At 69.7% G+C, this 22,544-nt stretch carries 24 protein-coding genes; 13 read left to right on the top strand and 11 right to left on the bottom strand.

Features of this window, described 5'->3' with window-relative positions:
• Positions 1-14: 14 nt before the first annotated feature.
• The 3 genes from KF780_00380 to KF780_00370 all read right to left on the bottom strand — a co-directional run bounded on the left by KF780_00380 (position 15) and on the right by KF780_00370 (position 2,597).
• Positions 15-749 carry a PPC domain-containing protein gene (locus KF780_00380; protein MBX3560246.1) on the bottom strand — a complete coding sequence of 245 codons (735 nt, stop codon included), beginning with the start codon at positions 747-749 and terminating at the stop codon, positions 15-17.
• 85 nt (positions 750-834) lie between these two features.
• The gene (gene pip, locus KF780_00375) at positions 835-1,800 is read right to left on the bottom strand and encodes a prolyl aminopeptidase (protein ID MBX3560245.1); all 966 of its coding nucleotides are present in this window, start codon (positions 1,798-1,800) and stop codon (positions 835-837) included.
• A 26-nt stretch (positions 1,801-1,826) separates the two neighbouring features.
• Entirely contained in the window at positions 1,827-2,597 is a 771-nt protein-coding gene (locus KF780_00370) for a 16S rRNA (uracil(1498)-N(3))-methyltransferase (protein ID MBX3560244.1), read from the bottom strand.
• A 168-nt stretch (positions 2,598-2,765) separates the two neighbouring features.
• On the opposite strand from KF780_00370, the gene ubiA reads away from it, so the two are divergent.
• The 4 genes from ubiA (at position 2,766) to KF780_00350 (ending at position 6,906) form a co-directional block, all read left to right on the top strand.
• Positions 2,766-3,704: a 4-hydroxybenzoate octaprenyltransferase gene (ubiA, locus tag KF780_00365; protein MBX3560243.1), complete on the top strand. Its 939-nt coding sequence runs from the start codon at positions 2,766-2,768 to the stop codon at positions 3,702-3,704.
• A 37-nt stretch (positions 3,705-3,741) separates the two neighbouring features.
• Positions 3,742-5,088: a TldD/PmbA family protein gene (locus tag KF780_00360; GenBank protein ID MBX3560242.1), complete on the top strand. Its 1,347-nt coding sequence runs from the start codon at positions 3,742-3,744 to the stop codon at positions 5,086-5,088.
• Positions 5,081-5,842: a 3'(2'),5'-bisphosphate nucleotidase CysQ gene (locus KF780_00355; GenBank protein MBX3560241.1), complete on the top strand. Its 762-nt coding sequence runs from the start codon at positions 5,081-5,083 to the stop codon at positions 5,840-5,842. Before KF780_00360 ends, KF780_00355 begins: the two co-directional genes overlap by 8 nt.
• Before the next feature lie 95 nt (positions 5,843-5,937).
• A complete protein-coding gene (locus KF780_00350) occupies positions 5,938-6,906 on the top strand; it encodes an aspartyl protease family protein (protein MBX3560240.1) in 969 nt (322 codons plus the stop codon).
• Between the two features lie 9 nt (positions 6,907-6,915).
• Here the strand turns inward: KF780_00350 and KF780_00345 are convergent, their stop codons facing one another.
• Positions 6,916-7,344 (bottom strand): CoA-binding protein, encoded by a 429-nt coding sequence (locus tag KF780_00345; GenBank protein MBX3560239.1) that lies wholly within the window; start codon positions 7,342-7,344, stop codon positions 6,916-6,918.
• A gap of 10 nt (positions 7,345-7,354) precedes the next feature.
• Positions 7,355-8,338, bottom strand: a complete 984-nt coding sequence (locus KF780_00340) for an Mrp/NBP35 family ATP-binding protein (protein MBX3560238.1) — start codon at positions 8,336-8,338, stop codon at positions 7,355-7,357.
• A gap of 70 nt (positions 8,339-8,408) precedes the next feature.
• On the opposite strand from KF780_00340, the gene hflK reads away from it, so the two are divergent.
• The 4 genes from hflK to KF780_00320 all read left to right on the top strand — a co-directional run bounded on the left by hflK (position 8,409) and on the right by KF780_00320 (position 13,646).
• The gene (gene hflK, locus KF780_00335) at positions 8,409-9,521 is read left to right on the top strand and encodes an FtsH protease activity modulator HflK (GenBank protein ID MBX3560237.1); all 1,113 of its coding nucleotides are present in this window, start codon (positions 8,409-8,411) and stop codon (positions 9,519-9,521) included.
• Positions 9,518-10,381, top strand: coding sequence for a protease modulator HflC (locus tag KF780_00330; protein ID MBX3560236.1), 864 nt, complete (start codon positions 9,518-9,520; stop codon positions 10,379-10,381). Before hflK ends, KF780_00330 begins: the two co-directional genes overlap by 4 nt.
• 122 nt (positions 10,382-10,503) lie before the next feature.
• Complete coding sequence (locus KF780_00325; GenBank protein MBX3560235.1) at positions 10,504-12,063, top strand: Do family serine endopeptidase; 1,560 nt, start codon at positions 10,504-10,506, stop codon at positions 12,061-12,063.
• 26 nt (positions 12,064-12,089) lie between these two features.
• The gene (locus KF780_00320) at positions 12,090-13,646 is read left to right on the top strand and encodes a DUF853 family protein (protein MBX3560234.1); all 1,557 of its coding nucleotides are present in this window, start codon (positions 12,090-12,092) and stop codon (positions 13,644-13,646) included.
• Here KF780_00320 and KF780_00315 read toward each other — a convergent pair whose 3' ends face one another.
• From KF780_00315 to KF780_00300, 4 genes are read right to left on the bottom strand one after another with little or no spacing between them, the layout of a single operon-like run.
• Positions 13,647-14,699, bottom strand: coding sequence for a 2-dehydropantoate 2-reductase (locus KF780_00315; GenBank protein MBX3560233.1), 1,053 nt, complete (start codon positions 14,697-14,699; stop codon positions 13,647-13,649).
• Positions 14,692-15,138: a preQ(1) synthase gene (queF, locus tag KF780_00310; protein MBX3560232.1), complete on the bottom strand. Its 447-nt coding sequence runs from the start codon at positions 15,136-15,138 to the stop codon at positions 14,692-14,694. The genes KF780_00315 and queF overlap by 8 nt, the downstream gene beginning before the upstream one ends.
• 36 nt (positions 15,139-15,174) lie before the next feature.
• The gene (locus tag KF780_00305; protein ID MBX3560231.1) at positions 15,175-15,441 is read right to left on the bottom strand and encodes a zf-TFIIB domain-containing protein; all 267 of its coding nucleotides are present in this window, start codon (positions 15,439-15,441) and stop codon (positions 15,175-15,177) included.
• A 51-nt stretch (positions 15,442-15,492) separates the two neighbouring features.
• A complete protein-coding gene (locus KF780_00300) occupies positions 15,493-16,104 on the bottom strand; it encodes a L,D-transpeptidase family protein (protein ID MBX3560230.1) in 612 nt (203 codons plus the stop codon).
• A 198-nt stretch (positions 16,105-16,302) separates the two neighbouring features.
• Between KF780_00300 and KF780_00295 the strand changes: the two genes are divergently transcribed.
• From KF780_00295 to metC, 4 genes are read left to right on the top strand one after another with little or no spacing between them, the layout of a single operon-like run.
• On the top strand, positions 16,303-17,367 hold the full coding sequence (locus KF780_00295) for an AI-2E family transporter (GenBank protein MBX3560229.1): 1,065 nt from the start codon (positions 16,303-16,305) through the stop codon (positions 17,365-17,367).
• Between the two features lie 45 nt (positions 17,368-17,412).
• A complete protein-coding gene (locus KF780_00290) occupies positions 17,413-18,903 on the top strand; it encodes a peptidase S10 (protein MBX3560228.1) in 1,491 nt (496 codons plus the stop codon).
• A gap of 4 nt (positions 18,904-18,907) precedes the next feature.
• Entirely contained in the window at positions 18,908-19,750 is an 843-nt protein-coding gene (sseA, locus tag KF780_00285) for a 3-mercaptopyruvate sulfurtransferase (GenBank protein ID MBX3560227.1), read from the top strand.
• The gene (gene metC, locus KF780_00280; GenBank protein MBX3560226.1) at positions 19,705-20,931 is read left to right on the top strand and encodes a cystathionine beta-lyase; all 1,227 of its coding nucleotides are present in this window, start codon (positions 19,705-19,707) and stop codon (positions 20,929-20,931) included. The genes sseA and metC overlap by 46 nt, the downstream gene beginning before the upstream one ends.
• Positions 20,932-20,934: 3 nt before the next feature.
• On the opposite strand, the gene KF780_00275 is transcribed toward metC, so the two are convergent.
• A complete protein-coding gene (locus KF780_00275; protein ID MBX3560225.1) occupies positions 20,935-21,291 on the bottom strand; it encodes a hypothetical protein in 357 nt (118 codons plus the stop codon).
• Positions 21,292-21,376: 85 nt separating this feature from the next.
• Here KF780_00275 and KF780_00270 point away from each other — a divergent pair, with 85 nt between their 5' ends.
• A complete protein-coding gene (locus KF780_00270) occupies positions 21,377-22,123 on the top strand; it encodes a TorF family putative porin (GenBank protein MBX3560224.1) in 747 nt (248 codons plus the stop codon).
• Positions 22,124-22,130: 7 nt separating this feature from the next.
• Here KF780_00270 and KF780_00265 read toward each other — a convergent pair whose 3' ends face one another.
• The gene (locus KF780_00265) at positions 22,131-22,541 is read right to left on the bottom strand and encodes a DUF3035 domain-containing protein (protein MBX3560223.1); all 411 of its coding nucleotides are present in this window, start codon (positions 22,539-22,541) and stop codon (positions 22,131-22,133) included.
• Positions 22,542-22,544: the final 3 nt, after the last annotated feature.

Here is a 22,544-nt window from a genome sequence, read left to right as displayed (position 1 = left end):
TTATCGGCGAATGATTACTGGCCGATCTTGAGCGTGTAGGCGCCTTCGCCGCTGGAGCTGTAGGCGCGCACCCGGACCAGATAGTCGCCCGCCTCGCCGGAGAAGACGAGGAAGGAGTTGAGGCCGGAGCCGCCATCGTCGTCCATCTCGATGGCATCGCCGTCCGGATCGTCGGCGCGGCGGACCTCGACGACCGGATCGAAAGCGTCGGATTCCAGGCTGATCATCGCGATCTGGCCCTCGGCCAGGGTCAGCGCATAGTCGCGCGGCGCGCCGTCGCCGGCCAGCTCGCCGTCGAACACGCGCCATTCGGTCGATTCGGTCCGGGTCGGCGTCGCATTGGCGGGCGGCGCGGGCGGCGCGACCTCGGCGCTCACCGTGTAGCTGCCGCCGGCGCCGCCGCCATAGCCGGTGACGCGCAGGCAATAGGTGCCGGTCTCGCTCGCCGTGTAGCCGATCCGCGAATTGAGGCTGCCGTCCGCATCGTCATTCTGGGCGACCGGCTCGTTGCTGTCGGTCCGGTAGAGCGCGAGGATCGTATCGAAATCCTCTGACGCGGCCCGGATCGTGTAGCGCGTGCCGGCGGTGAGGCGGACGGCATGATCGCCGGCCCGGGGGTTGCAGCCCTGCAGCGTGCCGGTCGCGGTGAAGGGCCGGTTCGGCGCCGGAGCTGGCTGGGCGGCGAGCGGCGTGGCGAGGATGGCGGCGGCGGCCGAGGCGGCGAGGACAGTGCGAAGAGCCAGGCGCATGATCGTTACTCCCCAAAGCAAAGGATCGCATTCGAAACGAAGCTACGGTGTCGCGGTGGCGCGCGCCAGCCCCCCAGATGTCGGATCAGGCGGCGAAGGCGTCGGTGGCGCGAATGAGGCCGTCGAGCACGCCCGGCTCGTTGAACAGGTGGCCGCCGTCCGGGACGATGACCAGCTTCGCCTCCGGCCAGGCCCTGGAGAGGTCCCAGGCGGTGGCCGGCGGCGTGCAGCAATCGTAGCGGCCCTGGACGATGACGCCGGGAATGTCCTTCAGCCTGCCCGCGTTCGCGATGAGCTGGCCTTCCTCGAGCCAGCCCCTGCCCAGCATGTAGTGATTTTCGATCCGGGCGATGGGGATGGCGAATTCGTCGCTGGTGAAGGATTCGATGACATGGGGATCGGGCAGCAGGGTGACGGTTTCCGCCTCCCATTTGCTCCAGGCCTTCGCGGCGGTCAGCTTTTCGGCCTCGTCGTCGCCGGTCAGGCGGCGGTGATAGGCGGCGACCAGATCGCCGCGCTCCGCCTCCGGAATGGGGCCGAGGAACTCCTCCCATTTGTCCGGGAAGATTTCGGACGCGCCCCATTTGTAGAGCCAGTCCAGCTCGCTCTCGCGAAAGGTGAAGATGCCGCGCAGGACGAGCTCGGTGACGCGGTCGGGATGGGTCTGGGCGTAAGCGAGGCCCAGCGTCGAGCCCCAGGAGCCGCCATAGACCATCCATTTGTCGACGCCCGCCAGCTCCCGCAGCCGCTCGATATCGGCGACGAGGTGCCAGGTCGTGTTGGCCTCGAGGCTGGCATAGGGCTCGGAGCGGCCGCAGCCGCGCTGGTCGAACAGCAATATGTCGTAGCGCGCCGGATCGAATTGGCGGCGATGATCGGGGCTGCACCCCGCCCCGGGCCCGCCATGGAGGAAGACGACCGGCTTGGCGCCCGGCGTGCCGCAGCGCTCCCAATAGAGGCGGTGGCCGTCGCCGACGTCGAGCATGCCCGATTCATAAGGCTCGATCGGCGGGTAAAGAGTGCGGCGCTGGGCGATCGGCGCTTCGGCCATGCGGGGGGTCTCCTTGTCGGTGTGCGTCAATCCTTGCACGCCGGCGCGCGCGGGGGAAGGGCGTGGTCGCCGGCCAGCGCCATCCACTGGCTGATCGCGGCGAGCGCGGCGGTGTCGGCGCGCAGGATGCGGGGGCCGAGGCCGATGGGGCGGGCCTGGGGCACGGTGCGGATCGCGGCGCGCTCGGCATCGGTGAAGCCGCCCTCCGGGCCGATCAGGATGGCGGCGGGGCCGGGCGTCGCGGCTTCGGCGAGCGGCGTGCCGCCGGCCTCGTCGGCGAAATAGAGGATGCGGTCGGCGGGCCAGTCACGCAGCAGGCGCTCCAGTTTCTCCGGGGCGTCGAGCGCGGGGAGCGCGGTGCGCTCGCATTGCTCGGCGGCCTCGATGGCGTGGACGCGCAGGCGTTCGAGGTTGAGCTTGTCGACGATGGTGCGCCGGGTGAGGACGGGCCGGAGCCGGGCGACGCCCAGCTCGGTCGCCTTCTCGACCAGCCAGTCGATCCGCCCGCGCTTGATCGGGGCGAAGAGGAGCCAGAGATCGGGGACGGTTTCGCGGGGGCGGAGCTGCCGGCCGACGGCAAGGGTCACGCGCTTGCGGCCGGCTTCGGCGATTTCGGCGAGCCATTCGCCGGTCGCATCGTCGAACAATTTCACCTGCGCGCCGGGGCCGAGGCGCAGGACGTTGGCGAGATAGTTTGCGGGCGGGCCGTCGAGGGTGAGCGCCATGCCCTCGGCCAGCCCGGTCTCGACGAACAGGCGCGGCAGGCTTTGCGGGGGCCAGGCGGGGGTGGCGGGGATAGTCAGCTCCTCGACGATTCTTGTACGTCATGCCGGGCTTGACCCGGCATCCACCTTCTTACGGCACAAGCAAAGGCTGAAAGGTGGACCCCGGGTCAAGCCCGGGGTGACGAGAATCTGGTGGAAATGGCCTTCGACAAGTCGCGACCTGTCGTTAGGTGTAGCCAAATGTTGGCCGACAAATCGGATATTTCGGACATCGTTCCCGACAGCGAGCGGCGCGGGCTGATCGGCGCGTTGCCGGCGCCCGTGCGGCCGTTCGCCTCGCTGATCCGGCTGGACCGGCCGATCGGCGCGTGGCTGCTCTTCTGGCCGGGGGCGTGGGCGGTGGCGCTGGCGGGGATGAATGGCGGCGGCGCGGGGACCCAGGGCTGGGCGCTGATCGGCTGGCTGGCGCTCGGCGCCTTCGCGATGCGATCGGCGGGCTGCGTCTATAACGACATCGTCGACAAGGACCTAGACAAGGCGGTGGCGCGCACCCGGCTGCGCCCGCTGGCCAGCGGGCGGGTGTCGCTGAGGGCGGCCTGGGCGCTGCTGGTGGCGATGAGCCTGATCGGGCTGGTCGTGCTGCTCCGGCTCGATCCGATGGCGCAGGGCATCGCTTTGGCCAGCCTCGCGCCGGTCGCGGCCTATCCCTTCATGAAGCGGATCACCTGGTGGCCGCAGGCCTGGCTGGGGCTGGTCTTCTCCTGGGCGGCGCTGGTCGCCTGGCCGGCGGTGACGGGCGGGATCGCGGTGCCGGGGCTGCTGCTCTATGCCGGGTCGGTCTTCTGGACGATCGGCTACGACACGATCTACGCGCTGCAGGACAAGGAGGACGACGCGCTGGTCGGCGTCAAATCCTCGGCGCGGGCGCTGGGGCGCCATGCCAAGATGGGGGTGGCCGTCTGCTACCTCGTCGCGCTCGCCTGCTGGGCGGCGGCGGTGCAACTGGTGCGGATCGAATGGTTCGCGCTGCTGGCGCTGCTGCCGATGGCGGCGCATCTCGGCTGGCAGGTCGCGACCTTGCGGATCGACGACGGGGAGGATGCGCTCGCCAGGTTCCGCTCGAACCGCTTCGCCGGCCTGCTGATGTTCGCCGCCTGCTATGTGGTGGGGACCGCTTGAGGCTTGCTTTTGGGGGGCGCGGCCCTAGGTGCTCCTGATGCTTAGTGTCAATGAAGCCGAGCAGCGTGCCGCCGCGCTCGTCGAGGCCGCGATGCGTGCCGGGGCCGATGCCGCCGATGCGCTCTATGTCGGCGATGCCGCGACCAGCGTGCAGGTGCGCCTGGGCGAGCTGGAAGACGTGACCCGCGCCGAGGGCGAGGAGATCGGCCTCAGGCTGTTCGTGGGCAGCCGGTCCGCGAGCGTTTCCTCTTCCGATCTGTCCGACGATGCGATGACCGCGTTGGTCGAGCGCGCCACCGCGATGGCGCGCGAGGCGCCGGAGGATCCCTATGCCGGACTCGCGCCGGCCGAACGGCTGCTGACCGGCGCGATGGCCGGGATCGAGGCGGACGACGGCGCCGATCCCTCGCCGGTGGAATTGAAGGCGCTGGCGCTGGCCGCCGAGGATGCGGCGCGTGCCCATCCGGGCATCACCAACAGCGAAGGCGGCGGGATGAGCGCCGGGCGCACCGTCGTCGGGCTCGCCACCAGCCACGGCTTCGCGCGCGCCTATACGACCAGCGGCTATGGCGGCTGGGCGAGCGTGATCGCCGGCGAGGGCGCGGGGATGCAGCGCGATCATGCCAGCCACTCGGTTCGCCATTTCGTCGATCTCGACGCGCCCGAGGCGATCGGCAGGCTGGCCGCCGAACGGGCGGTGAAGCGGCTCAATCCGGCGCGCCTGCCGAGCGGGGCGATGCCGGTGATCTTCGATCCGCGCATCGGCGGCAGCCTGATCGGCCATCTGGTCGGCGCGCTGAACGGGCCGTCCGTGGCGCGCAAGTCGAGCTTTCTGCTGGGGCGGGAAGAGGAGACGCTGTTCGCGCCCGGCATCGTCATCGTCGACGATCCGCACCGGCCGCGCGGGCTCAAATCCAAGCCGTTCGACGGCGAGGGCGTGGCGACCGTCGCGCGCCGGCTGATCGACAATGGGCGGATGACCGGCTGGCTGATGAACGCCGCCGCCGCGCGCCAGCTCGGGCTGGACGTGACCGGCCATGCCGTGCGCGGCACCGGCGGCGCGCCGGGCGCGGGGGCGACCAACGTCCATTTGGAGCCGGGCGCGCTGAGCCCGACCGAGCTGATGGCGGACGTGAAGCGCGGCGTCTATGTGACCGAGCTGATCGGCCAGGGCGTCAATCCGGTGACCGGCGATTACAGCCGGGGGGCATCCGGCTTCCTCATCGAGAACGGCGAGATCGCCGCGCCGGTGGCGGAGATCACCATCGCCGGCAACCTGATCGACATGTTCCGCGCGCTCGTCCCCGCGAACGACCTGGAACATCGCCGCGCCGTCAATGTTCCCACCCTGCGCATCGAAGGGATGATGGTCGCCGGTGCTTGAGGACGTCGCCGCCATCGCCGAGGCCGCGGGACGAATCGCCGCCGGCCGGTTCGGCACCGATTTCAGACGCTGGGAGAAAGTGCCCGGCCAGCCGGTCTGCGACGTGGACCTGGAGGTCGACGCCTATCTGCGCGCGCAATTGGCCGCGCTCGATCCGCAGGCGGGCTGGCTGTCCGAGGAGACGGTGGACCTGTCCGACCGGATCGAGCGACGGCGACTGTGGGTGGTCGATCCGATCGACGGCACCCGCGATTATGTTCGCGAGCGGCCGGGCTGGGCGGTCTCGATCGCGTTGGTCGAGGATCGGGTGCCGGTGCTGGGCGCGCTGGCCGCGCCGATGCGCGGCGAGTTGTGGACCGCCGCGCGCGGGCAGGGGAGCTGGCGCAACGGTCAGCGGCTGCGCGTCGCCCCCCGCACAAAGCTGGCCGGGGCGCGGGTGCCGGCGGACAGCCTGCCCACGGTCGATGCCGATCTGGCCGCCGTCGCCAAGCCCAATTCGATCGCGCTCAGGATCGCGATGGTCGCGGCCGGCGAGGCGGACCTGCTCGCCACCCTGCGCTGGGGCTTCGAATGGGACATCGCGGCCGCCGCCCTGATCGCCGAGGAGGCGGGCGCCACCGTCACCGGCGCGCTCGGCCAGCCGCTCGCCTTCAACACCGCCTCGGGCGAGGCGTTCGGCGTGCTCGTCGCCACGCCCGGCATCCACGCCGCCGCCGTCGAGCGGCTCCGGGAACGCGCGCTCGCCGTCGTCTGACGCTGGCGGCCCGATATGTGACGTTCGTCGAAGCGGCGTCGCGCCTGGCGGCGGTCTGCGTTACCTGTCCCGCGGATAACAAACGGGAGAGCGACATGCAGGTGGGCTTTTCGACCCTGCGCGCGGCCGGTCTGGCGATGGCCATCGCGCTCGCGCCGCCGCTGCCGGCGCAGGATGCGGGGCCCCCGCCGCCGGCCGACGAGGCGGAGACGCTGGACTATCTGCTCGACGACACCCAGCGGATGACCGTGCCGGTCAGCATCGCCGGGCGCGGGCCCTATGATTTCATCGTCGATACCGGATCGGAGCGCACGGTGATCTCGCACGAGCTGGCGCGCGAGCTCGGTCTCGGCGCGGGGCGGATCGCGACGGTGCACAGCATGACCGAGGTGAGCCGGATTCCGACGGTGATCGTGCCCGGCCTTCAGGTCGGCGCGCGGCGGATGGACGACATCCACGCGCCCGCGCTCGCCCGGCGCAATCTCGGCGCCGCCGGCATGCTCGGCGTGGACAGCCTCCAGTCGCAGCGCGTCGATTTCGATTTCGCGCGTGAGGTGATGACGATCACGCCGTCGCGACAGCGCGAGGAACGCTGGGACGGCGACACGATCGTCATCACCGGCCGCAGCCTGTTCGGCCGGCTCGTGCTGGTCGATGCCTCGGTCGATGGCCAGCGCGTCCATGTGATCATCGATACCGGCGCACAGATGACGGTCGGCAACGGAGCGCTGCGCCGCGCGCTCGCCCGCCGCAACCAGCTCGGGCCGATCATGCCGGTCTCGCTGCTGAGCGTCACCGGCACCCGCTTCACCGCCGAGGCGAGCGTCGCGCGGCGCATCAAGATCGGCGGAGTGGACATCGTCGATCTGCCCATCGCTTTCGCCGACGCGCATCCCTTCCGCCAGCTGCGGCTGGAGAATCGCCCGGCGATCCTGCTCGGCATGGACGCCTTGCGGCTGTTCGACCGGGTTTCGGTCGATTTCGCGAACCGGCGCGTGCGGGTGATGATGCCGGGGACGTCGCGCCTCGATCCGCCGATCCGGATGGCGTCCGCCGCGCCCTAGGATTCGGCTTCAACCGACCGGCGGAACGCCGAGGCGCCGGATCTCGATCTTCGGGCAGCGGTCCATCACCACCTTGAGACCGGCCGCCTCGGCGCGGGCGGCGGCCGCCTCGTTGATCACGCCCAATTGCATCCACACCGCCTTCGCGCCCGCCGCGATCGCCTCGTCCACCGCATCGCCGGCCGCCGCCGCGTTGCGGAAGATGTCGACGATGTCTACGGCCAAGCCGATCTGGGCCAGCTCGCGCCAGACATATTCGCCGTGGACATGCTCGCCGGTGATCTGCGGATTGACCGGGATGACGCGGTAGCCGTGGTCCTGGAGGAACTTCATCACCCCATAGCTCGGCCGGTCGGGCCGGTCGGACGCGCCGATCATCGCCATCGTGCGGGCATCGGCCAGCAGCGCGTAAATGTCCTCGTCGCGGGTCAGCGGCATGGCCTCACTCCTATCTTACCTGCTCCAGCAGCCGGAGCGCGAGCGCCCGGAAGGTGGCGGCTTCCTCGCCTTCCCCCGCCGCGGGCGGGCGGCCGGCATCGGAATCGCTGCGGATCGACATGGTGAGCGGGATGCGGCCCAGGAAGGGGATGCCCATGGTCTTCGCCGCCGCTTCGGCGCCGCCCGTCCCGAACGGATCGCTGATCTCGCCGCAATGGGGGCAGGCATAGCCGGCCATGTTCTCAATGAGGCCGAATATGCCGACGTCCATCTTGCGGAACATGTCGATCGCGCGGGTCGCGTCGATCAGCGACAGATCCTGCGGCGTCGAGACGATCACCGCGCCCGCCGGCCGGAACTTCTGGATCAGCGTCATCTGGATGTCGCCGGTGCCGGGCGGCAGATCGACGATCAGCAGCTCGCAATCGCCCCAGTCGGCTTCCATCAGGTTGGTGAAGGCGCTGGCCGTCATCGGCCCGCGCCAGGCGACGGCGGTGCCGGGCTCGATCAGCTGGCCCATCGAGAGCATCCGGACGCCGTGCGCGGGAAGCGGCACGATCTGTTCGTCGATCATCTCCGGCCGGTTCGCCTGGCCCATGATGCGCGGCTGGGAGGGGCCGTAAATGTCCCCGTCGATCAGGCCGACCTTCTTGCCCAGCCGGGCCAGCGCGACGGCGAGATTGGCGGCGACGGTCGATTTGCCGACGCCGCCCTTGCCGCTGCCGACCGCGACGATGGTCCGTTCCAGCCGCTCCGCCGTCATCGCCACCCGCGTTTCATCGACGCCGGGCAGTGCGACCGTGGCGGCGCGGACCCGCCGCTCGAGCCCGGCGCGCTGATCGGCGGTGAGGCCGGTCGCGTCGAGCACGATCGTCGCCTTGCCGTCCTTAACCCGGGTCATGGCGATGCGGCCGGATTCGGCGAGATTGCCCCGGCCGGCGGGGTCGGGAATGTCGGCGATCGCCGCGGCGATCGGGTCGTTCGGGTCGCTCATCGCCGTTCCGATAGGCAATCAGGCAAGGCTTGGCACTGTTTTTCCGCGAAACGCTTCCTATAAGGGCCTCATGAGACGCATATTCGGCTGGGTATTGAGCGACAATCGCGGCGGCGGCCCCTGGGGCGGCGGCAACGGCGGTGGAGGAGACGATGGCGGTTCGGGGGGCGGCGGTCCGCGCAACCCCTGGGGCGGCCAAAGCGGGCCGGGCCCGCGCCGGCGCAGGACCGGCGGCGGGGGTGACATCACTTCGCTCGACGATTTCCTGAAGAAGAGCCGCGACCGGTTCGGCGGCCGCTTCCCGCCGTCGGACGGACGTCCCTACTGGCTCTATGGCCTGATCGTCTTCGCCTTGTTGTGGCTGGGGCTCACCAGCGTCCACCGGGTCAGCCCGCAGGAGCGTGGCGTCGTTACCGTGTTCGGCGAATATTCCTACACCATCCAGCCGGGCATCGGCTTTTCCTGGCCCGCGCCGATCGGCCGGGTGCAGAAGATCGATATCGAGAATATCCGCACCACGAGCGTTCCCGATGCGACCGGCAGCGAGAATCTGATCCTCACCGGCGACCAGAACGTTATCGATCTGGCCTATTCGGTGCGCTGGAACATCAAGGAGCCGGCATTCTACCTGTTCAGGATCGCCGAGCCGGAAGTGACGATCCGCGAGGTCGCGGAAAGCGCGATGCGCGCCGCCGTCGCCCGGGTCAGCCTCGACGACGCGATCGGCGCCGGCCGCTCCCAGATCGAGCAGAATGTCGAGCAGATCATGCAGCAGATCCTCGACGATTACGGCGCGGGCGTGCGTATCCAGGGCGTCGCGATCAACCAGTCGGTGCCGCCCTCGGCGGTCAACGAGGCCTTTCTCCAGGTCTCGGCCGCGCAGCAGCAGGCGCAGAGCTACATGAACGACGCGCGCGCCTATGCGCTGCAGATCACCGCCAAGGCGCAGGGCGACGCGGCGGCGTTCGAGAAGGTCTATGCCGAATATCGCGTCGCGCCCGAAGTGACGCGGCGGCGCATGTATTACGAGACGATGGAGCGAATCTTGAGCCGTGTCGACACCACCATCGTCGAGGCGCCCGGCGTCACGCCCTATCTGGCCTTGCCGGAGGTTGCGCGCCGTCAGGGCCAGGTCCAGGCCGCGCCCGAGCCGCAGGCGCAGCAGGGAGGGCAGGGCCGATGACCCGCTTCTTCCGCAATCCCCTCGCGCTCGCCTTCGCCGCGATCATTCTGCTGGTCGTGGTCGGCAGCACCTTCGCGATCGTGCCGGAGACGAAGCAGGCGGTGATCGTCCGCTTCGGCGAACCGGACCGCATCATCAATCGTTACCGGCCGAACGAGACGTTCGGGCAGAGCGGGGCCGGGCTCACCGCGCGTATCCCGTTCGCCGAGCAGATCATCTGGATCGACAAGCGTATCCTCTCCATCGACATGGAGAATCAGCAGGTGCTCTCGACCGATCAGCTCCGGCTCCAGGTCGATGCCTATGCCCGCTACCGGATCGTCGATCCGCTGCAGATGTACCGGGCGGCGCAGACGGAGGAGCGGGTGTCCGACGCGCTGCGACCCATTCTGGGTTCCGCGCTGAGGAACGAGCTCGGCCGGCGGCCCTTCGCGGCCTTGCTGAGCCCCGAGCGCGGGCAGATGATGGACAATATCCAGAACGCGCTCAACCGCGTCGCCATCCAATATGGCGCGCAGATCGTCGATGTGCGCATCAAACGCGCCGACCTGCCGGACGGCACCCCGCTCGAATCCGCCTATCAGCGGATGCGCACCGCGCGCGAGCAGGAGGCCCGCTCGATCCAGGCGCAGGGGCTGAAGCAGGCGCAGATCATCCGCGCCGAGGCCGATGCCGAGGCGGCGGCGACCTATGCCGGCGCCTTCAACCAGGATCCCGCTTTCTACGATTTCTATCGGGCGATGCAGTCCTACGACGCGAGCTTCTCGGCTGGCGGCACGGCGGATAATCCGCGCGGGCGGACCAGCGTGATCCTGTCGCCCGACAACCAGTATCTGCGGCAGTTCCGGGGGCAGCGCTGATGCGCCACATTTGTCGCAGTCATTCAAATTCCATTCAGCCGGACCGCCTAGCGTGAGCGTCGCGGGCCCGTCCGGGCCGCGCGCGCCACTGGGCGGGCGACAGTCAAGGAAGGATCGTTAAGGTGCGTTACGTCTATGGGATCTCCGCCGCCATATTGCTCGGCGGCGCCGCGGCGACCCTGACCCTCAACCCGGTCGGCGCGCAGACCGCGCAGAACCAGGCCGGGGCGATCACGCCGCCGCCGGCGCGCGGCGCCCCCGGCTTCGCCGATCTGGTCGAACAGCTCCAGCCGGCGGTGGTCAACATCTCCACCCGCCAGAGCATCCAGGTGCGCCAGCGCCAGATGCCGCCGGGCTTCGAGGAATTCTTCCGCCGCTTCGGCGCGCCGGTCCCCGAAGGCGGCGGCGACGGCGGCACCATCACGCAGCGCGGCGGATCGCTGGGCTCCGGCTTCATCATCTCGGCCGACGGCTATATCGTCACCAACAACCATGTCGTCGCGCCCGCGCGGCCCGACGCGGTGGTCGAGCAGATCACGGTCACCCTTTCGGACCGCACCGAATATGAGGCGGAGGTGGTCGGGCGCGACCAGGTCGCCGATATCGCGGTGCTGAAGGTCATTCCGCGCGGCGCCCTGCCCTTCGTGCGCTTCGGCGATTCGAACCGGGTCCGGGTCGGCGACTGGGTGGTCGCGATCGGCAATCCGTTCGGCCTGGGCGGTACCGTGACCGCCGGCATCGTTTCGGCGCTCCACCGCAACATCAATGCCGGCCTTTACGACCGCTACATCCAGACCGACGCCTCGATCAATTCGGGCAATTCGGGCGGCCCGATGTTCGACGTCAACGGCAATGTGATCGGCATCAACACCGCCTTGATCTCGCCGACCGGCGGCAATGTCGGCATCGGCTTCGCGATTCCGGCCGAGCAGGTCCGCCCCATCGTCGAGGCGCTGCGGCGCGGCGAGCGCGTCCGGCGCGGCTATATCGGCATCGGCATGCAGGACGTGGACGAAGGCGTCGCCGCCGCGCTCGGCATCGAGCGCAATCGCGGCACGCTGATCCGCAGCGTGTCGCCCGGCGGCCCGGCCGAACGCGCCGGCATCCGCCAGGGCGACGTGATCGTCTCGGTGGGGGGGCAGCCTGTGACGCCGGACCAGACGCTGGGCTATCTCGTCGCGCAGCAGCAGATCGGCGCCCGCGTGCCGTTCGAATATATTCGCGGCGGTCAGCGGCGCACCGCGACCGTGCAGATCGCCGAGCGGCCGAGCGAGGAGGAGCTGGCGCGGCTGGGCGGCGGCGAGCCGGACGCGCAGGCCGACGACGCCACCAAGGAAGATGAAAACCGGCCCAGCGCCGGCCAGGAATCGGCGCGCGCCAGCCTGGGCCTCACGCTCCAGCCGCTGACGCCGGCGCTGGCCCGCCAGCTCCAGATCGCCGATGCCAGCGTGCGCGGGCTGGTGATTACCGCAGTCGATCCCAACAGCGATGCCGGCCAGAAAGGGCTGCGCCCCGGCGACATCCTCCTGTCGGTCAATCAGACGGCGACGCCGACCACCGAACCGTTGAACGACATCATCGCCGCCGCGCGCCGGGCCGGTCGCAACACCGTGCTGCTGCTCGTGCGGCGCGGCAATGCGCCGCCTTTCTATGTCGGGGTCGATCTCGTCCGGGCGCGCTGATGCCGGAATGAACAGGGGGTAGGCGTATGGATCAGCCGGACCGCATCTTCGTCGGCCAGGGCGGAGGCGGGCCGCAGCACCTGCTGCTCCGCCTCGCCAACCGCCACGGCCTGATCGCCGGGGCGACCGGCACCGGCAAGACGGTGACGCTGCAGGTCCTTGCCGAAGGTCTGTCGCGCGCCGGCGTGCCGGTGTTCATGGCCGACGTGAAGGGCGATCTGGCCGGCATGGCGATGCCCGGCTCGGCGAGCGCGCCCGCCCATGCCAAGCTGATCGAGCGGGCCGAGGCGATCGGGCTGACCGATTACGCCTATGCCGATTTCCCGGTCGTGTTCTGGGACCTGTTCGGCGAGCAGGGCCATCCGGTGCGTACAACCGTCTCCGAAATGGGGCCGCTGCTGCTCGCCCGGCTGATGGGCCTCAACGAGACGCAGGAGGGCGTGCTCTCGATCGCCTTCCGCGTCGCCGACGAGCAGGGACTGCTGCTGCTCAATCTCGACGATCTCCAGTCGATGCTCGCCTTCTGCGCGGAGAATGCCGCCGATCTTTCGGCGCGCTACGGCAATGTCACGCGGCCCTCCGTCGGCACGATCCAGCGCCAGCTCCTCCAGCTCGATTCGCAGGGCGGCGGCCATTTCTTCGGCGAGCCGGCGCTGACCATCGCGGATTTCCTGAAGACCGACGATCAGGGGCGCGGCACCGTCAACATCCTCGCCGCCGACAAATTGATGCAGAGCCCCCGGCTCTACGCCACCTTCCTGCTCTGGCTGCTCTCCGAGCTGTTCGAGGAGCTGCCCGAGGTTGGCGATCCGGAGAAACCCAAGCTCGTCTTCTTCTTCGACGAGGCCCACCTGCTGTTCGACGACGCGCCCAAGGCGCTGCAGGACAAGATCGAGCAGGTGGTGCGGCTGATCCGTTCGAAGGGCGTCGGCGTGTTTTTCGTGACGCAGAATCCGGTGGATATTCCGGATGACATTGCCGGCCAGCTCGGCAACCGCATCCAGCACGCGCTGCGCGCCTTCACGCCGAAGGACGAGCGGGCGATCAAGGCGGCGGCGGAGACGTTCCGCACCAATCCGGCCGTCGATGTCCGCACCGTCATCACCGAATTGAAGACCGGCGAGGCGCTGGTCTCGACGCTCGACGAGAAAGGCGCGCCGACCCCGGTCGAGCGGACGCTCGTGCGCCCGCCCTGCTCGCGGCTCGGCCCGCTGACACCGAAGGAGCGGGCGATCATCCAGTCGATCTCGCCGATCGGCGATGCCTATGACACTGTCGTGGACCGCGAGAGCGCGTTCGAGATACTGAAGGCGCGCGCCGAGCAGGCGGCGACCCAGGCCGCCGAGGCGCAGGCGGCGGCCGATGCGGAGAAAGCGCGGATCGCCGAGGAGAAAGCGGCGGAAAAAGCGCGCATCGCCGAGGAGCGCGAGGCGGCGCGGCTGGAGCGCGAGCGCCGCCGCAATCCGCCGATCCACGAGCAGGTGGCGCGGCAATTGGGCAAGACAGTCCAGCGCCAGGTGGTCAACCGCATGGCCGGTTCGATCGTGCGCGGCCTGCTCGGCGGGCTGTTCCGAGGGCGTTGATCAGTAGCCGAATCCGGCCGCGCTCCTATGACCGGCCAGCACGTGGTCGCGCAGGTCCTTGCCATCCCAGGCGCGCTCGACGCCGGCCTCGGCCTGGCGGACCAGCGCGACGATCGCTTCGTTGACCGGGGCCTTGCGCCCCAGCCTGCGGGCGAGCGCGACGATCTCGCCGTTGAGCGCGTCGATCTCGGTCGGCCGGCCGGCGGCGAAATCGTCGGCCATCGAGGAGCGCGCGTCGGCATCGATCCTGTAGAGCTTCAGCACCGTCGACCGGAACAGCCAGTCCGGCGCGCCGACGATGTGAGGGAAGAGGCGGGGCGGGAAGGGGCCCAGCTTGGCCGGCTCGATCCCCGCCGCCTTGAGCAGCTCCAGCCCCTCGATCTGCGCGGCGGCCCAGACCCGGCGATAGTCGCGGTTCGCCAGCTCCTCGAGCAACGGGCGGCCCGACAGCGCGTTCACCGCATTGTTGAGATTGACGAGCAGCTTGCCCCACATCACGCCGGGCATGTCGCCGGACAGGATCATCTTGCCGGGCTTGTCGCCGATCCGGTCGTTGAGCGCGCGCGTCGCGTCATGCTCCTCGGCCCAGAGCGCGCCGGCAACGCCCTTGTGCCAGCGGCCATTACCCATTCGCGCGACGTTGAACGGCACCATCCCGGCCAACACCTTCGCATGGGGCAGTGCGGCGCGCAGCGTATCGGCATTGCTGACGCCGTTCTGGAAGCTGATGACGGTGATGCCCTTGCGGGCATGGCGGGCGATCTCCTTCGCCGCGGCCTGGGTGCCGCTGCTCTTGACGCACAGCGCGACGATGTCGGCCTTGCGCAGCGCCTTGGGATTGACCGCGAAACCGACCTCGTCGGGGCGCAGCTCGATCCGGCGGCGCTCGGTATCGGTCAGGGTCAGGCCGTTGGCGGCGATCTCGTCGCGGACGCTTGGGCGGCCGACGAAGGATACGGGCAGGCCCGCGGCCAGCCACGCACCGCCGATCCAGCAGCCGACCGAGCCGGCGCCGTGGACGACGATCTGGGGATCGGCGGGAGGCTCAACCACGTCCGCGATAGGGCGCGACGCCCTGGTCCGGCACCCACAGCCCCTCCGGCGCGGCGCCGGACTGCCAGAACACGTCGATCGGAATGCCGCCGCGCGGATACCAATAGCCGCCGATGCGCAGCCAGCGCGGCCGCATCTCCGCCGCCAGCCGCTCGGCGATGCCGACCGTCACCGCCTCGTGGAAGCCGGCATGGTTGCGGAAGGCGGCGAGGAACAGCTTCAGCGACTTGGATTCGACGATCGTCTCGCCGGGCGCGTAATCGATGACGAGATGGGCGAAATCGGGCTGGCCGGTGACCGGGCAGAGCGAGGTGAATTCCGGCGCGGCGAAGCGCACCAGATACAGCGCGTTCGCGCGGGGATTGGGCACATAATCCAGCACCGCCTCGTCCGGCGAGGCGGGCAGCGGGCTGTGCTGGCCGAGATGGGTGAGCGTCATGCCCGCCTTGTAGAGCGTCGCGGTGCCAAACGCACCCTAGTCGAACAGCTCTTCGAGGAAGGACTTGCGGCGCTTCGGATAGCGGCGGTCGTCGTCGCGATACGGGTCGCGGCCGTGGCGCGGCTCGGGCTGGCGCGGCGGCGGGGCGAGGGACGCGTTGCTGCGCTCGATGATCTTGTCGAGCTCGCCCCGGTCCAGCCAGACGCCGCGGCAGGTGGGGCAATAATCGATCTCGATCCCCTGCCGCTCCGACATGGTGAGCGGGGTGCGATCGAGCGGGCAGAGCATCGGTTCGTTGGTCATGCGCGGGATGTGGAGAGAGGCCGGAAAACTGTCAAGCGGGCCCGCGCCGGATCAGGCCTGCGACACGTCGAGCGCGGTTTCGCCGTCCCAGATCACCACGCGGTCGCCCACGTTCACGACATCGAACAGCAGCCGGGCGAAATCGCGCGGCAGGCCGACGCAGCCGCGCGTCGCCATGTCGTCGGCCAGCGCGGGCGAGCCGTGGACGGCGACGCCGTCCCAGGTGAGGCGCAGCATATGCGGCATCGGCGCGTCGTAGAGGTTGGACCAGTGATCGGCACGCTTCTGCAGGATCGGGAAGCTGCCCGTCGGCGTCGGCTTGTTGTCGGCGCCGTAGATCAGGCTGGAGCGGCCGATTTCGACCCCGGCGCGATACACGGAGAGGACCCGGGCGCGCAGGTTGACGACGACGATCGTCTCGCCTTCGGCCGGCGCGGTCTCCCCCGCCCAGACATATTCGCCGGGACCGAGCCAGTGCGGCACGTCCAGCTCCTGCCGGACGTCGATGCCGGTGAGGCGCGGCGTGCCGGCGGGCGTCTCTGCGGACGCGGTGTGGACATGCTGCGCCGGCGCCGGTGCGGGGACAGCCTGCGGTGCGGGATTTGTGGCGGAGACGAGCTGCGGCGCGGACTGGAACAGGAGCGCGGCGCCCACCGCGAACATGGCGAGCTTCACCGCGATCCACAGATTCCGACTCGTCAGCGCGCTGGTCATGCGGCCAACTTTCACGCCGCCTCAGTCGCCGGGGCAAGCGCCTTGTCCCGGCTGTGCCCGATCGGGACAGGCGGGGGCGAAATCTTCCCGGCCGGAGGGACGATCACGACCATTGCGGATATCGAGTGCGGACCCTAAGCCATCGCCATGCCCAAAGCGCCGCCGGAACCGATAGCGCAGCGCCCCGCCGTCTCGGCGGTGGGGCTGGTGGTGGCGGGCGCGGCGGCGGTCGTCGTCCTGTGGTTCCTCGCCAAGATCGCGATGGCGATCCTGCTGCTCTTCTTCGCCGCCGTGGTCGCGATCGCGCTCGCCGCGCCGGTCGACTGGTTCGTGCGGCGGGGCATGTCGCGCCATTTCGCCGCGCCGCTGGTGCTGCTGCTCTTCTTCGGGTCGCTGGTGCTGCTGGGTTGGCTGGTCATTCCCCGCCTGGTCGAGCAGGTCGTGCTGCTGGTGAACGGGCTGCCCGGTCTGATCCGCGAGGTTGAGCGCGAGATCGCCGGACTGCTCGCCAATTATCCCGACCTGCAGGGCTTCGCGCGGCTGGACGGCAGCGGCGCCAATCTGGTGCCCACGGCGCTCAATATCTTCTCCGGCGTCGGCACCTTCTCGCTCTCGCTGGTCGGCGGCATCGCGGTGACGATCATCTTCCTCAGCACCATCGCCTATATCGTGCTGGACCCGGAGCCGATCGTGAAAGCCTATATCGGCAGCCTGCCGGTCGAGCATCGCGCGGCGGGCGTGCGCGCCTATCGCCGCGCGGCGCGCTCGGTGGTCGGCTGGGCGCGGGCGAGCTTCGTGGTCGGCGCGCTGCAGGCGATCGCGGTGCTGATCTTCCTCACCTGGATGGAGGTGCCCGGCGCGCTGGTCTGGGCGGCGCTCGCCTTCTTCGCCGATTTCATACCGCGCATCGGCGGCTATGTGATGGCCTTCCCGCCGGTCGTGCTGGCGCTGGGCCAGGGGCCGATGACGGCAGTGTGGATCGCGGTCTTCTACGTGGTCAGCAACGAGATCCTCGGTAGCGTGGTGGCGCCCAAGATTCGCGGCGCGACGATGCAGGTCCATCCGGTGCTGATCATCTTCTTCACGCTCGCCTTCGCGCTCGCCTTCGGGCTGATCGGCGCGATCGTCGCGACCCCGGCGGCAGCCTTCGCCGCAGCCTATTACGGCGAATTCTACATGAAGCGGCCGGCCGGCCGGATTCCGGCTCGCTGATCCGACGAAAACAGGGAGAGACTTTTGAACAAGCGCAGCTTCGCCATCCTCGCCGCCCTCGCCCTGTCCGGCGGCCTCGCCGGCACTGTCGCCGCCCAGCCTTCGGGCGAAGCGCGCGCCGCGACCAAGGGGCCGCCCGCCGACCGCGAGCCCAATGTCTCGGTCACGCGCCACACCGGCACGTTCGGCGGCCAGCGGATCAGCTATGTCGCGACGGCGGGCGAAACCTTCCTGCGCGCCGAGGACGGGACGCCGCGCGCCGCGATCTTCTCCACCTCCTATGTCCGCGAGCCGCGCGATCCCAATCGGCCCGTCACCTTCCTGTTCAACGGCGGGCCCGGCTCCGGCTCGGTCTGGCTGCACATGGGCGCGTTCGGCCCGCGCTACGTCGCGATTCCCTCGGATGGGAGCGACGACGGCGCGCCGCCTTATCCGATCGTCGACAATCCCCACAGCCTGCTCGACGTCACCGATCTGGTCTTCATCGATCCGGTCGGCACCGGCTTCTCCCACGCGCTGGGCGACACCAACCCGCAGGACTTCTGGGGCGTCACCCGCGATGCCCAGTCGGTCGCCCAGTTCATCCGGCTGTGGCTGAACGACAATGGCCGCTGGAACTCGCCCAAATATCTGGGCGGCGAAAGCTATGGCACGACCCGCACCGCCGCCGTCGTGAACCAACTCGAGGGCGCGTATAACGACGTGTCGCTGAACGGCCTGCTGCTCATCTCCACCATCCTCGATTTCGGCGCGGGGGCGGACACGCCGGGCAACGAGGTCACGCACATCCTCAACCTGCCGACCATGGCTGCCACGGCGCTCTATCACGGCAAGGCGCAGGCGAGCTCGGTCGCATCCTTCGTCGAGGAAGCGCGGCGCTTTGCGCGGGGCCCCTATGCCCATGCCCTGCTCCAGGGCCAGGCGCTGGGCGCCGAGGAGCGTGCGTCGGTGCGTCGCGAGCTGGCGCGCTTCACCGGCCTTTCCGAAACCTTCATCGAAAATGCCGACCTGCGCATCCTGCCATCGCGCTTCTACAAGGAATTGCTGCGCGACCGGGGACTGACCGTCGGGCGGCTCGACAGTCGCTATACCGGGCGCGACTATGACAATGCCGGCGAACGGCCCGACAACGACCCCAGTTTCTTCGGCATCGATGCCGGCTATACGGCGGCGATCAACCAGCATGCCCGCGAGTTTCTCGGCTACCGCACCGACCGCTCCTATGTGACGATCGGCTCGGTCCAGCCCTGGGACTGGCGGATCGGCGGCGGCCGCGACAACGACGTCTATCTCAACGTCACGCCCTATATCGGGCGCGCGATGCGGGAGAATAGCGGCCTGCGAGTCTTCGTCGGTCAGGGCTATTACGATTTCGCCACGCCCTTCTACGCCGCCGAATATGCGCTGTCGCGTACCGGCATTCCGCAGGACCGCATCCAGTTCGCCTATTATGAATCCGGCCACATGATGTACGTCCGCGAGCAGGACCGGGCGCAATTGTCGCGCGACATCCGGGCCTTCATCCGGGCGCGCTGAATCGATGGGCCCGCTCGTCTCGACCGACCGGCTGGCGGCCGAATCGGGCGCGCCCGACCTGCGCGTGCTCGACGCGAGCTTCTTCCTGCCCGGTTCGGGGCGCGACGCGCGGGCTGAATATGAAGCGGCGCACATTCCCGGCGCGATGTTCTTCGACATCGACGCGATCGCCGATCCGGACAGCCCGCTGCCGCACATGCTGCCCCCGGCGCATCTCTTCGCCAGCCGCGCGCGCGCGCTGGGGCTGGGCGATGGGGACCGGATCGTCGTCTATGACAATTCGCCGCTGCACAGCGCCGCGCGGGCCTGGTGGATGCTGAGAGCGTTCGGCGCGCGCCATGTCGCGGTGCTGGACGGGGGTTTCCAGAAATGGACGGCCGAGGGGCGGCCGGTGGAGGCCGGCGTGACGGAAGCGCGGCGCGGCCATTTCACGCCCGTGCTCGACGCGGCACTAGTCAAGGACAAGGCGGACGTGCTGGGACTCGTCGGCGTCGAGAGCCATGTCATCGTCGATGCCCGTTCGGCGGCGCGCTTCGCGGGCGAGGGGATCGAACCGCGTCCCGGCGTGACGCCCGGCCATATTCCGGGGTCGCGGAGCCTGCCGCAGGGCAGCCTGTTCAACGCCGACAACAGCATGAAGCGCGGCGCGGAGCTGCGGGCGGCTTTCGACGCGGCGGGCGTGGACCTCACCAAGCCGATGGTGACGACCTGCGGTTCCGGCGTCACCGCCGCCGTGCTGCTGCTGGGCGCGCAGCTGCTCGGCAAGAGCGACGTGGCGCTCTATGACGGAAGCTGGTCGGAATGGGGGGCGGATCGCGACACCCCCAAGGCGAAAGGCGCGGCATGAACGACGAGCACAGGCCCGAGACGCGCCTGATCGAGGCGGGACGCCGCCGGGAATGGACGCATCTGGAGGGCGGGAAGGGCGGCATCGTCAATCCGCCGGTATGGCGCGCCTCCACCACCCTGTTCGACAGCGTGGCGGAGATGCAGGCGGCTGAGCCGCCGCGCGTCGGCACGCTGCAATATGGCCGCAGCGGCACGCCGACGACCTGGGCCCTGCGCGAGGCGCTGACGGAGCTGGAGCCGGGCGCGGCGGCGACCCAGCTTTATCCGTCCGGCGCGGCAGCGGTGGCGGCGGCGCTGCTCGCGGTGCTGGAGGCGGGCGACGAGCTGCTGATGGTCGACAGCGCCTATGGGCCGACGCGGAATTTGTGCGACACGCTGCTCAAGCGCTTCGGGGTGACGACGCGCTACTACGATCCGCTGATCGGCGCCGATATCGCCGGCCTGATCGGCGAGAAGACCAAGGCGATCTTCCTGGAAAGCCCGGGCTCGCTGACCTTCGAGGTGCAAAACGTGCCGGCGATCTGCGCGGTGGCGAAGGAACGCGGACTCGTCACGCTCATCGACAATACCTGGGCGACGCCGCTCTTCTTCCCGGCGATCGCGGCGGGCGTGGACGTCTCCATCCTCGCCTGCACCAAATATATCGGCGGCCATGCCGATCTGATGCTGGGCTCGGTGACGGTAAGCGAGGCTTACGCGGACCGGCTGGCAAAGAGCAGCCGCGCGCTCGGGCAGGCGGCCAGCCCGGACGATGCCTGGCTGGCGCTGCGCGGCCTGCGCACGCTCGACGTGCGGCTGCGGCGGCACGAGGAGAATGCACTGAAGGTCGCGCGCTGGCTGAAGGATCAGCCGCAGGTCGCGCAGGTGCTGCATCCGGCGTTGCCGGATTGTCCGGGTCACGAATATTGGGCGCGCGATTTCAAGGGCGCGACCGGGCTGTTCGCCTTCGTGCTGGACGGCGGCGACGCGGCGGGTGCGACGCGGCTGATCGACGGGCTGGAGCTGTTCGGCATCGGCTATAGCTGGGGCGGCTATGAAAGCCTGGTCTGCCCGGCTGCGCCGAAACGGACCGCGTCCGCGCGCAACTGGGCCGGGCCGATCGTGCGGCTCCATATCGGGCTGGAGCATCCCGACGACCTGATCGCCGATCTCGCCGCGGGTCTGGCGCGACTGGGCTGAGCCTCAGTCCAGCAATTCGGACAGGTCGCCCAGCGCTTCCTCGATCGCCTCGGCGAGGCGACCTGCGGCGCGGCGGGGCGGTTCGGCCGCGTCATTGGCGGCGAGCAGCGCCTCCACACCGGCGGCCGCCCAGATCGAGGTTTCCGCCGCCAGCGCGTCGAAGCGGCGGCGGGCGACGGGCGCGGCGCGGTCATAAGCGGCGCTGAGTCGTGCCGCTTCGTCGAGCGCTTCGTCCTGCCCGCCCGAGGGCGGGCGATCGGCGAGCTGCTCGACGAGCCGCAACGCCTCGCGCAGCTGCGCGACCTGGCCGCCGGGGCCGGCGCCGGGCGAGGCCGGAGGAAGAGGCGCCTGATGCGTCATAACCCGGCAGGCTACCCGCGCACCGCTAACGAAGCCCTAACGCCCATTGCGCGGGAAGCACGGCTGAGGCACCTGCACTTTCGTCATGTTTCGCGCCTACACCTTCGCCGCCCTTTTTTTTGGCGCCGTGCCCACCTTCGCGCAGGAGGCGGAACCGACCGGATCGACGGGCGGTTTCGCCCTGTCCGGGGAGGCCCTGGTCGTCACCGATTATCGCTTTCGGGGCATTTCCCGGTCGGACGAGGATCCGGCGGCGCAGGTCTCTTTCACCCTCGCCCACGACCGCGGCTTGTATGCCGGCGCGCGCGGTACCACCCTGAAGGGGACCGATCCGTTCCGCGCCCGCGATCCGGGTTTCGGCGATCTGGGCGACGTCCAGCTCGATCTCTATGCGGGCTGGCGCGCCGACCTTGGCGGCGGCTTCGATCTCGACGCGGGGCTGCTTTACTACGCCTTCGCCGGGGGCGAGGGGGCGACCGACCATGTCGAGCCTTATGCGTCGCTGTCCTGGCTGATCGGCCCGGCCCAGCTCACCGGCGGCGCCAAATATGCGCCCGCGCAGGATGGGACGGGCGGCGAGGACATGCTCTATCTGTTCGGACAGGTGGACGTGAGCGTGCCCTTCCGCCCGTGGCGCTTCACCGCGCAGGCCGGGCGGCAGGACTGGGGTGCGTTCGGCAGCTACTGGAACTGGACGCTGGGCGTCCGGCACCAGCTCAGCGTGCTGGGCCTGCCCGCCGCCGAAATCGGCCTCAGCTATGTGGATACGGATCTGCCCGCGACGCGCGGGCAGGATGCGGGACTGGTCGCCTCGCTGTCGCTGCGGTTCTAGTCGCCGCTTATTGAGGGGTGCTGACCGCCGCTTCCTGGCCATCGCCCTGCGGCAGCTGGAGCATGGTCTGGACCAGCGCGCCGCGATTGACCACGGCGGTCCGCGGATCGCCGGCGACCGAGCGGGCGCCGAGCGCGGCACGATCGACGCCGGCCTGCTGGAGCAGATTGTTCTCCACCGCGCTGCGCGGCTGCGGTCCGCCGAACAGCGCCTGGAGCGCCTGGGCGCGCGGATCGGCCCCCTGATCGGCCTCGCCCGGACGGGGTGGGGTCAGCGCGAATTCGGGCGGGACGACGAGCTGCGGATTGCGCGCCACCGCGAATTCGTCGGGGCGGTTACGGTTGAACGGACCGCCGCCGGCGCAACCGGCGAGCATCGCGGCGACGCCGCCGGCCAGGACGAGATGAGCGAGACGCATGGC

It is taken from the genome of Sphingomonas sp., assembly GCA_019635535.1.
GTDB lineage: Bacteria > Pseudomonadota > Alphaproteobacteria > Sphingomonadales > Sphingomonadaceae > Allosphingosinicella.
The sequence above is the reverse complement of the archived record's forward strand: the minus strand, read 5'-3'. Positions and strand labels throughout refer to the sequence as shown.

What these genes read in the sequence shown, in the direction of transcription:
- KF780_00380 (MBX3560246.1), bottom strand. Translation starts at nt 749, where the DNA reads ATGCGCCTGGCTCTTCGCACTGTCCTCGCCGCCTCGGCCGCCGCCGCC.
- ubiA (MBX3560243.1), top strand. Translation starts at nt 2,766, where the DNA reads ATGTTGGCCGACAAATCGGATATTTCGGACATCGTTCCCGACAGCGAG.
- KF780_00275 (MBX3560225.1), bottom strand. Translation starts at nt 21,291, where the DNA reads ATGACGCATCAGGCGCCTCTTCCTCCGGCCTCGCCCGGCGCCGGCCCC.
- KF780_00345 (MBX3560239.1), bottom strand. Translation starts at nt 7,344, where the DNA reads ATGCCGCTGACCCGCGACGAGGACATTTACGCGCTGCTGGCCGATGCC.
- queF (MBX3560232.1), bottom strand. Translation starts at nt 15,138, where the DNA reads ATGACGCTCACCCATCTCGGCCAGCACAGCCCGCTGCCCGCCTCGCCG.
- KF780_00305 (MBX3560231.1), bottom strand. Translation starts at nt 15,441, where the DNA reads ATGACCAACGAACCGATGCTCTGCCCGCTCGATCGCACCCCGCTCACC.
- KF780_00350 (MBX3560240.1), top strand. Translation starts at nt 5,938, where the DNA reads ATGCAGGTGGGCTTTTCGACCCTGCGCGCGGCCGGTCTGGCGATGGCC.
- KF780_00330 (MBX3560236.1), top strand. Translation starts at nt 9,518, where the DNA reads ATGACCCGCTTCTTCCGCAATCCCCTCGCGCTCGCCTTCGCCGCGATC.
- KF780_00300 (MBX3560230.1), bottom strand. Translation starts at nt 16,104, where the DNA reads ATGTTCGCGGTGGGCGCCGCGCTCCTGTTCCAGTCCGCGCCGCAGCTC.
- metC (MBX3560226.1), top strand. Translation starts at nt 19,705, where the DNA reads ATGGGGGGCGGATCGCGACACCCCCAAGGCGAAAGGCGCGGCATGAAC.
- KF780_00340 (MBX3560238.1), bottom strand. Translation starts at nt 8,338, where the DNA reads ATGAGCGACCCGAACGACCCGATCGCCGCGGCGATCGCCGACATTCCC.
- KF780_00295 (MBX3560229.1), top strand. Translation starts at nt 16,303, where the DNA reads ATGCCCAAAGCGCCGCCGGAACCGATAGCGCAGCGCCCCGCCGTCTCG.
- KF780_00320 (MBX3560234.1), top strand. Translation starts at nt 12,090, where the DNA reads ATGGATCAGCCGGACCGCATCTTCGTCGGCCAGGGCGGAGGCGGGCCG.
- pip (MBX3560245.1), bottom strand. Translation starts at nt 1,800, where the DNA reads ATGGCCGAAGCGCCGATCGCCCAGCGCCGCACTCTTTACCCGCCGATC.
- sseA (MBX3560227.1), top strand. Translation starts at nt 18,908, where the DNA reads ATGGGCCCGCTCGTCTCGACCGACCGGCTGGCGGCCGAATCGGGCGCG.
- KF780_00265 (MBX3560223.1), bottom strand. Translation starts at nt 22,541, where the DNA reads ATGCGTCTCGCTCATCTCGTCCTGGCCGGCGGCGTCGCCGCGATGCTC.
- KF780_00270 (MBX3560224.1), top strand. Translation starts at nt 21,377, where the DNA reads ATGTTTCGCGCCTACACCTTCGCCGCCCTTTTTTTTGGCGCCGTGCCC.
- hflK (MBX3560237.1), top strand. Translation starts at nt 8,409, where the DNA reads ATGAGACGCATATTCGGCTGGGTATTGAGCGACAATCGCGGCGGCGGC.
- KF780_00360 (MBX3560242.1), top strand. Translation starts at nt 3,742, where the DNA reads ATGCTTAGTGTCAATGAAGCCGAGCAGCGTGCCGCCGCGCTCGTCGAG.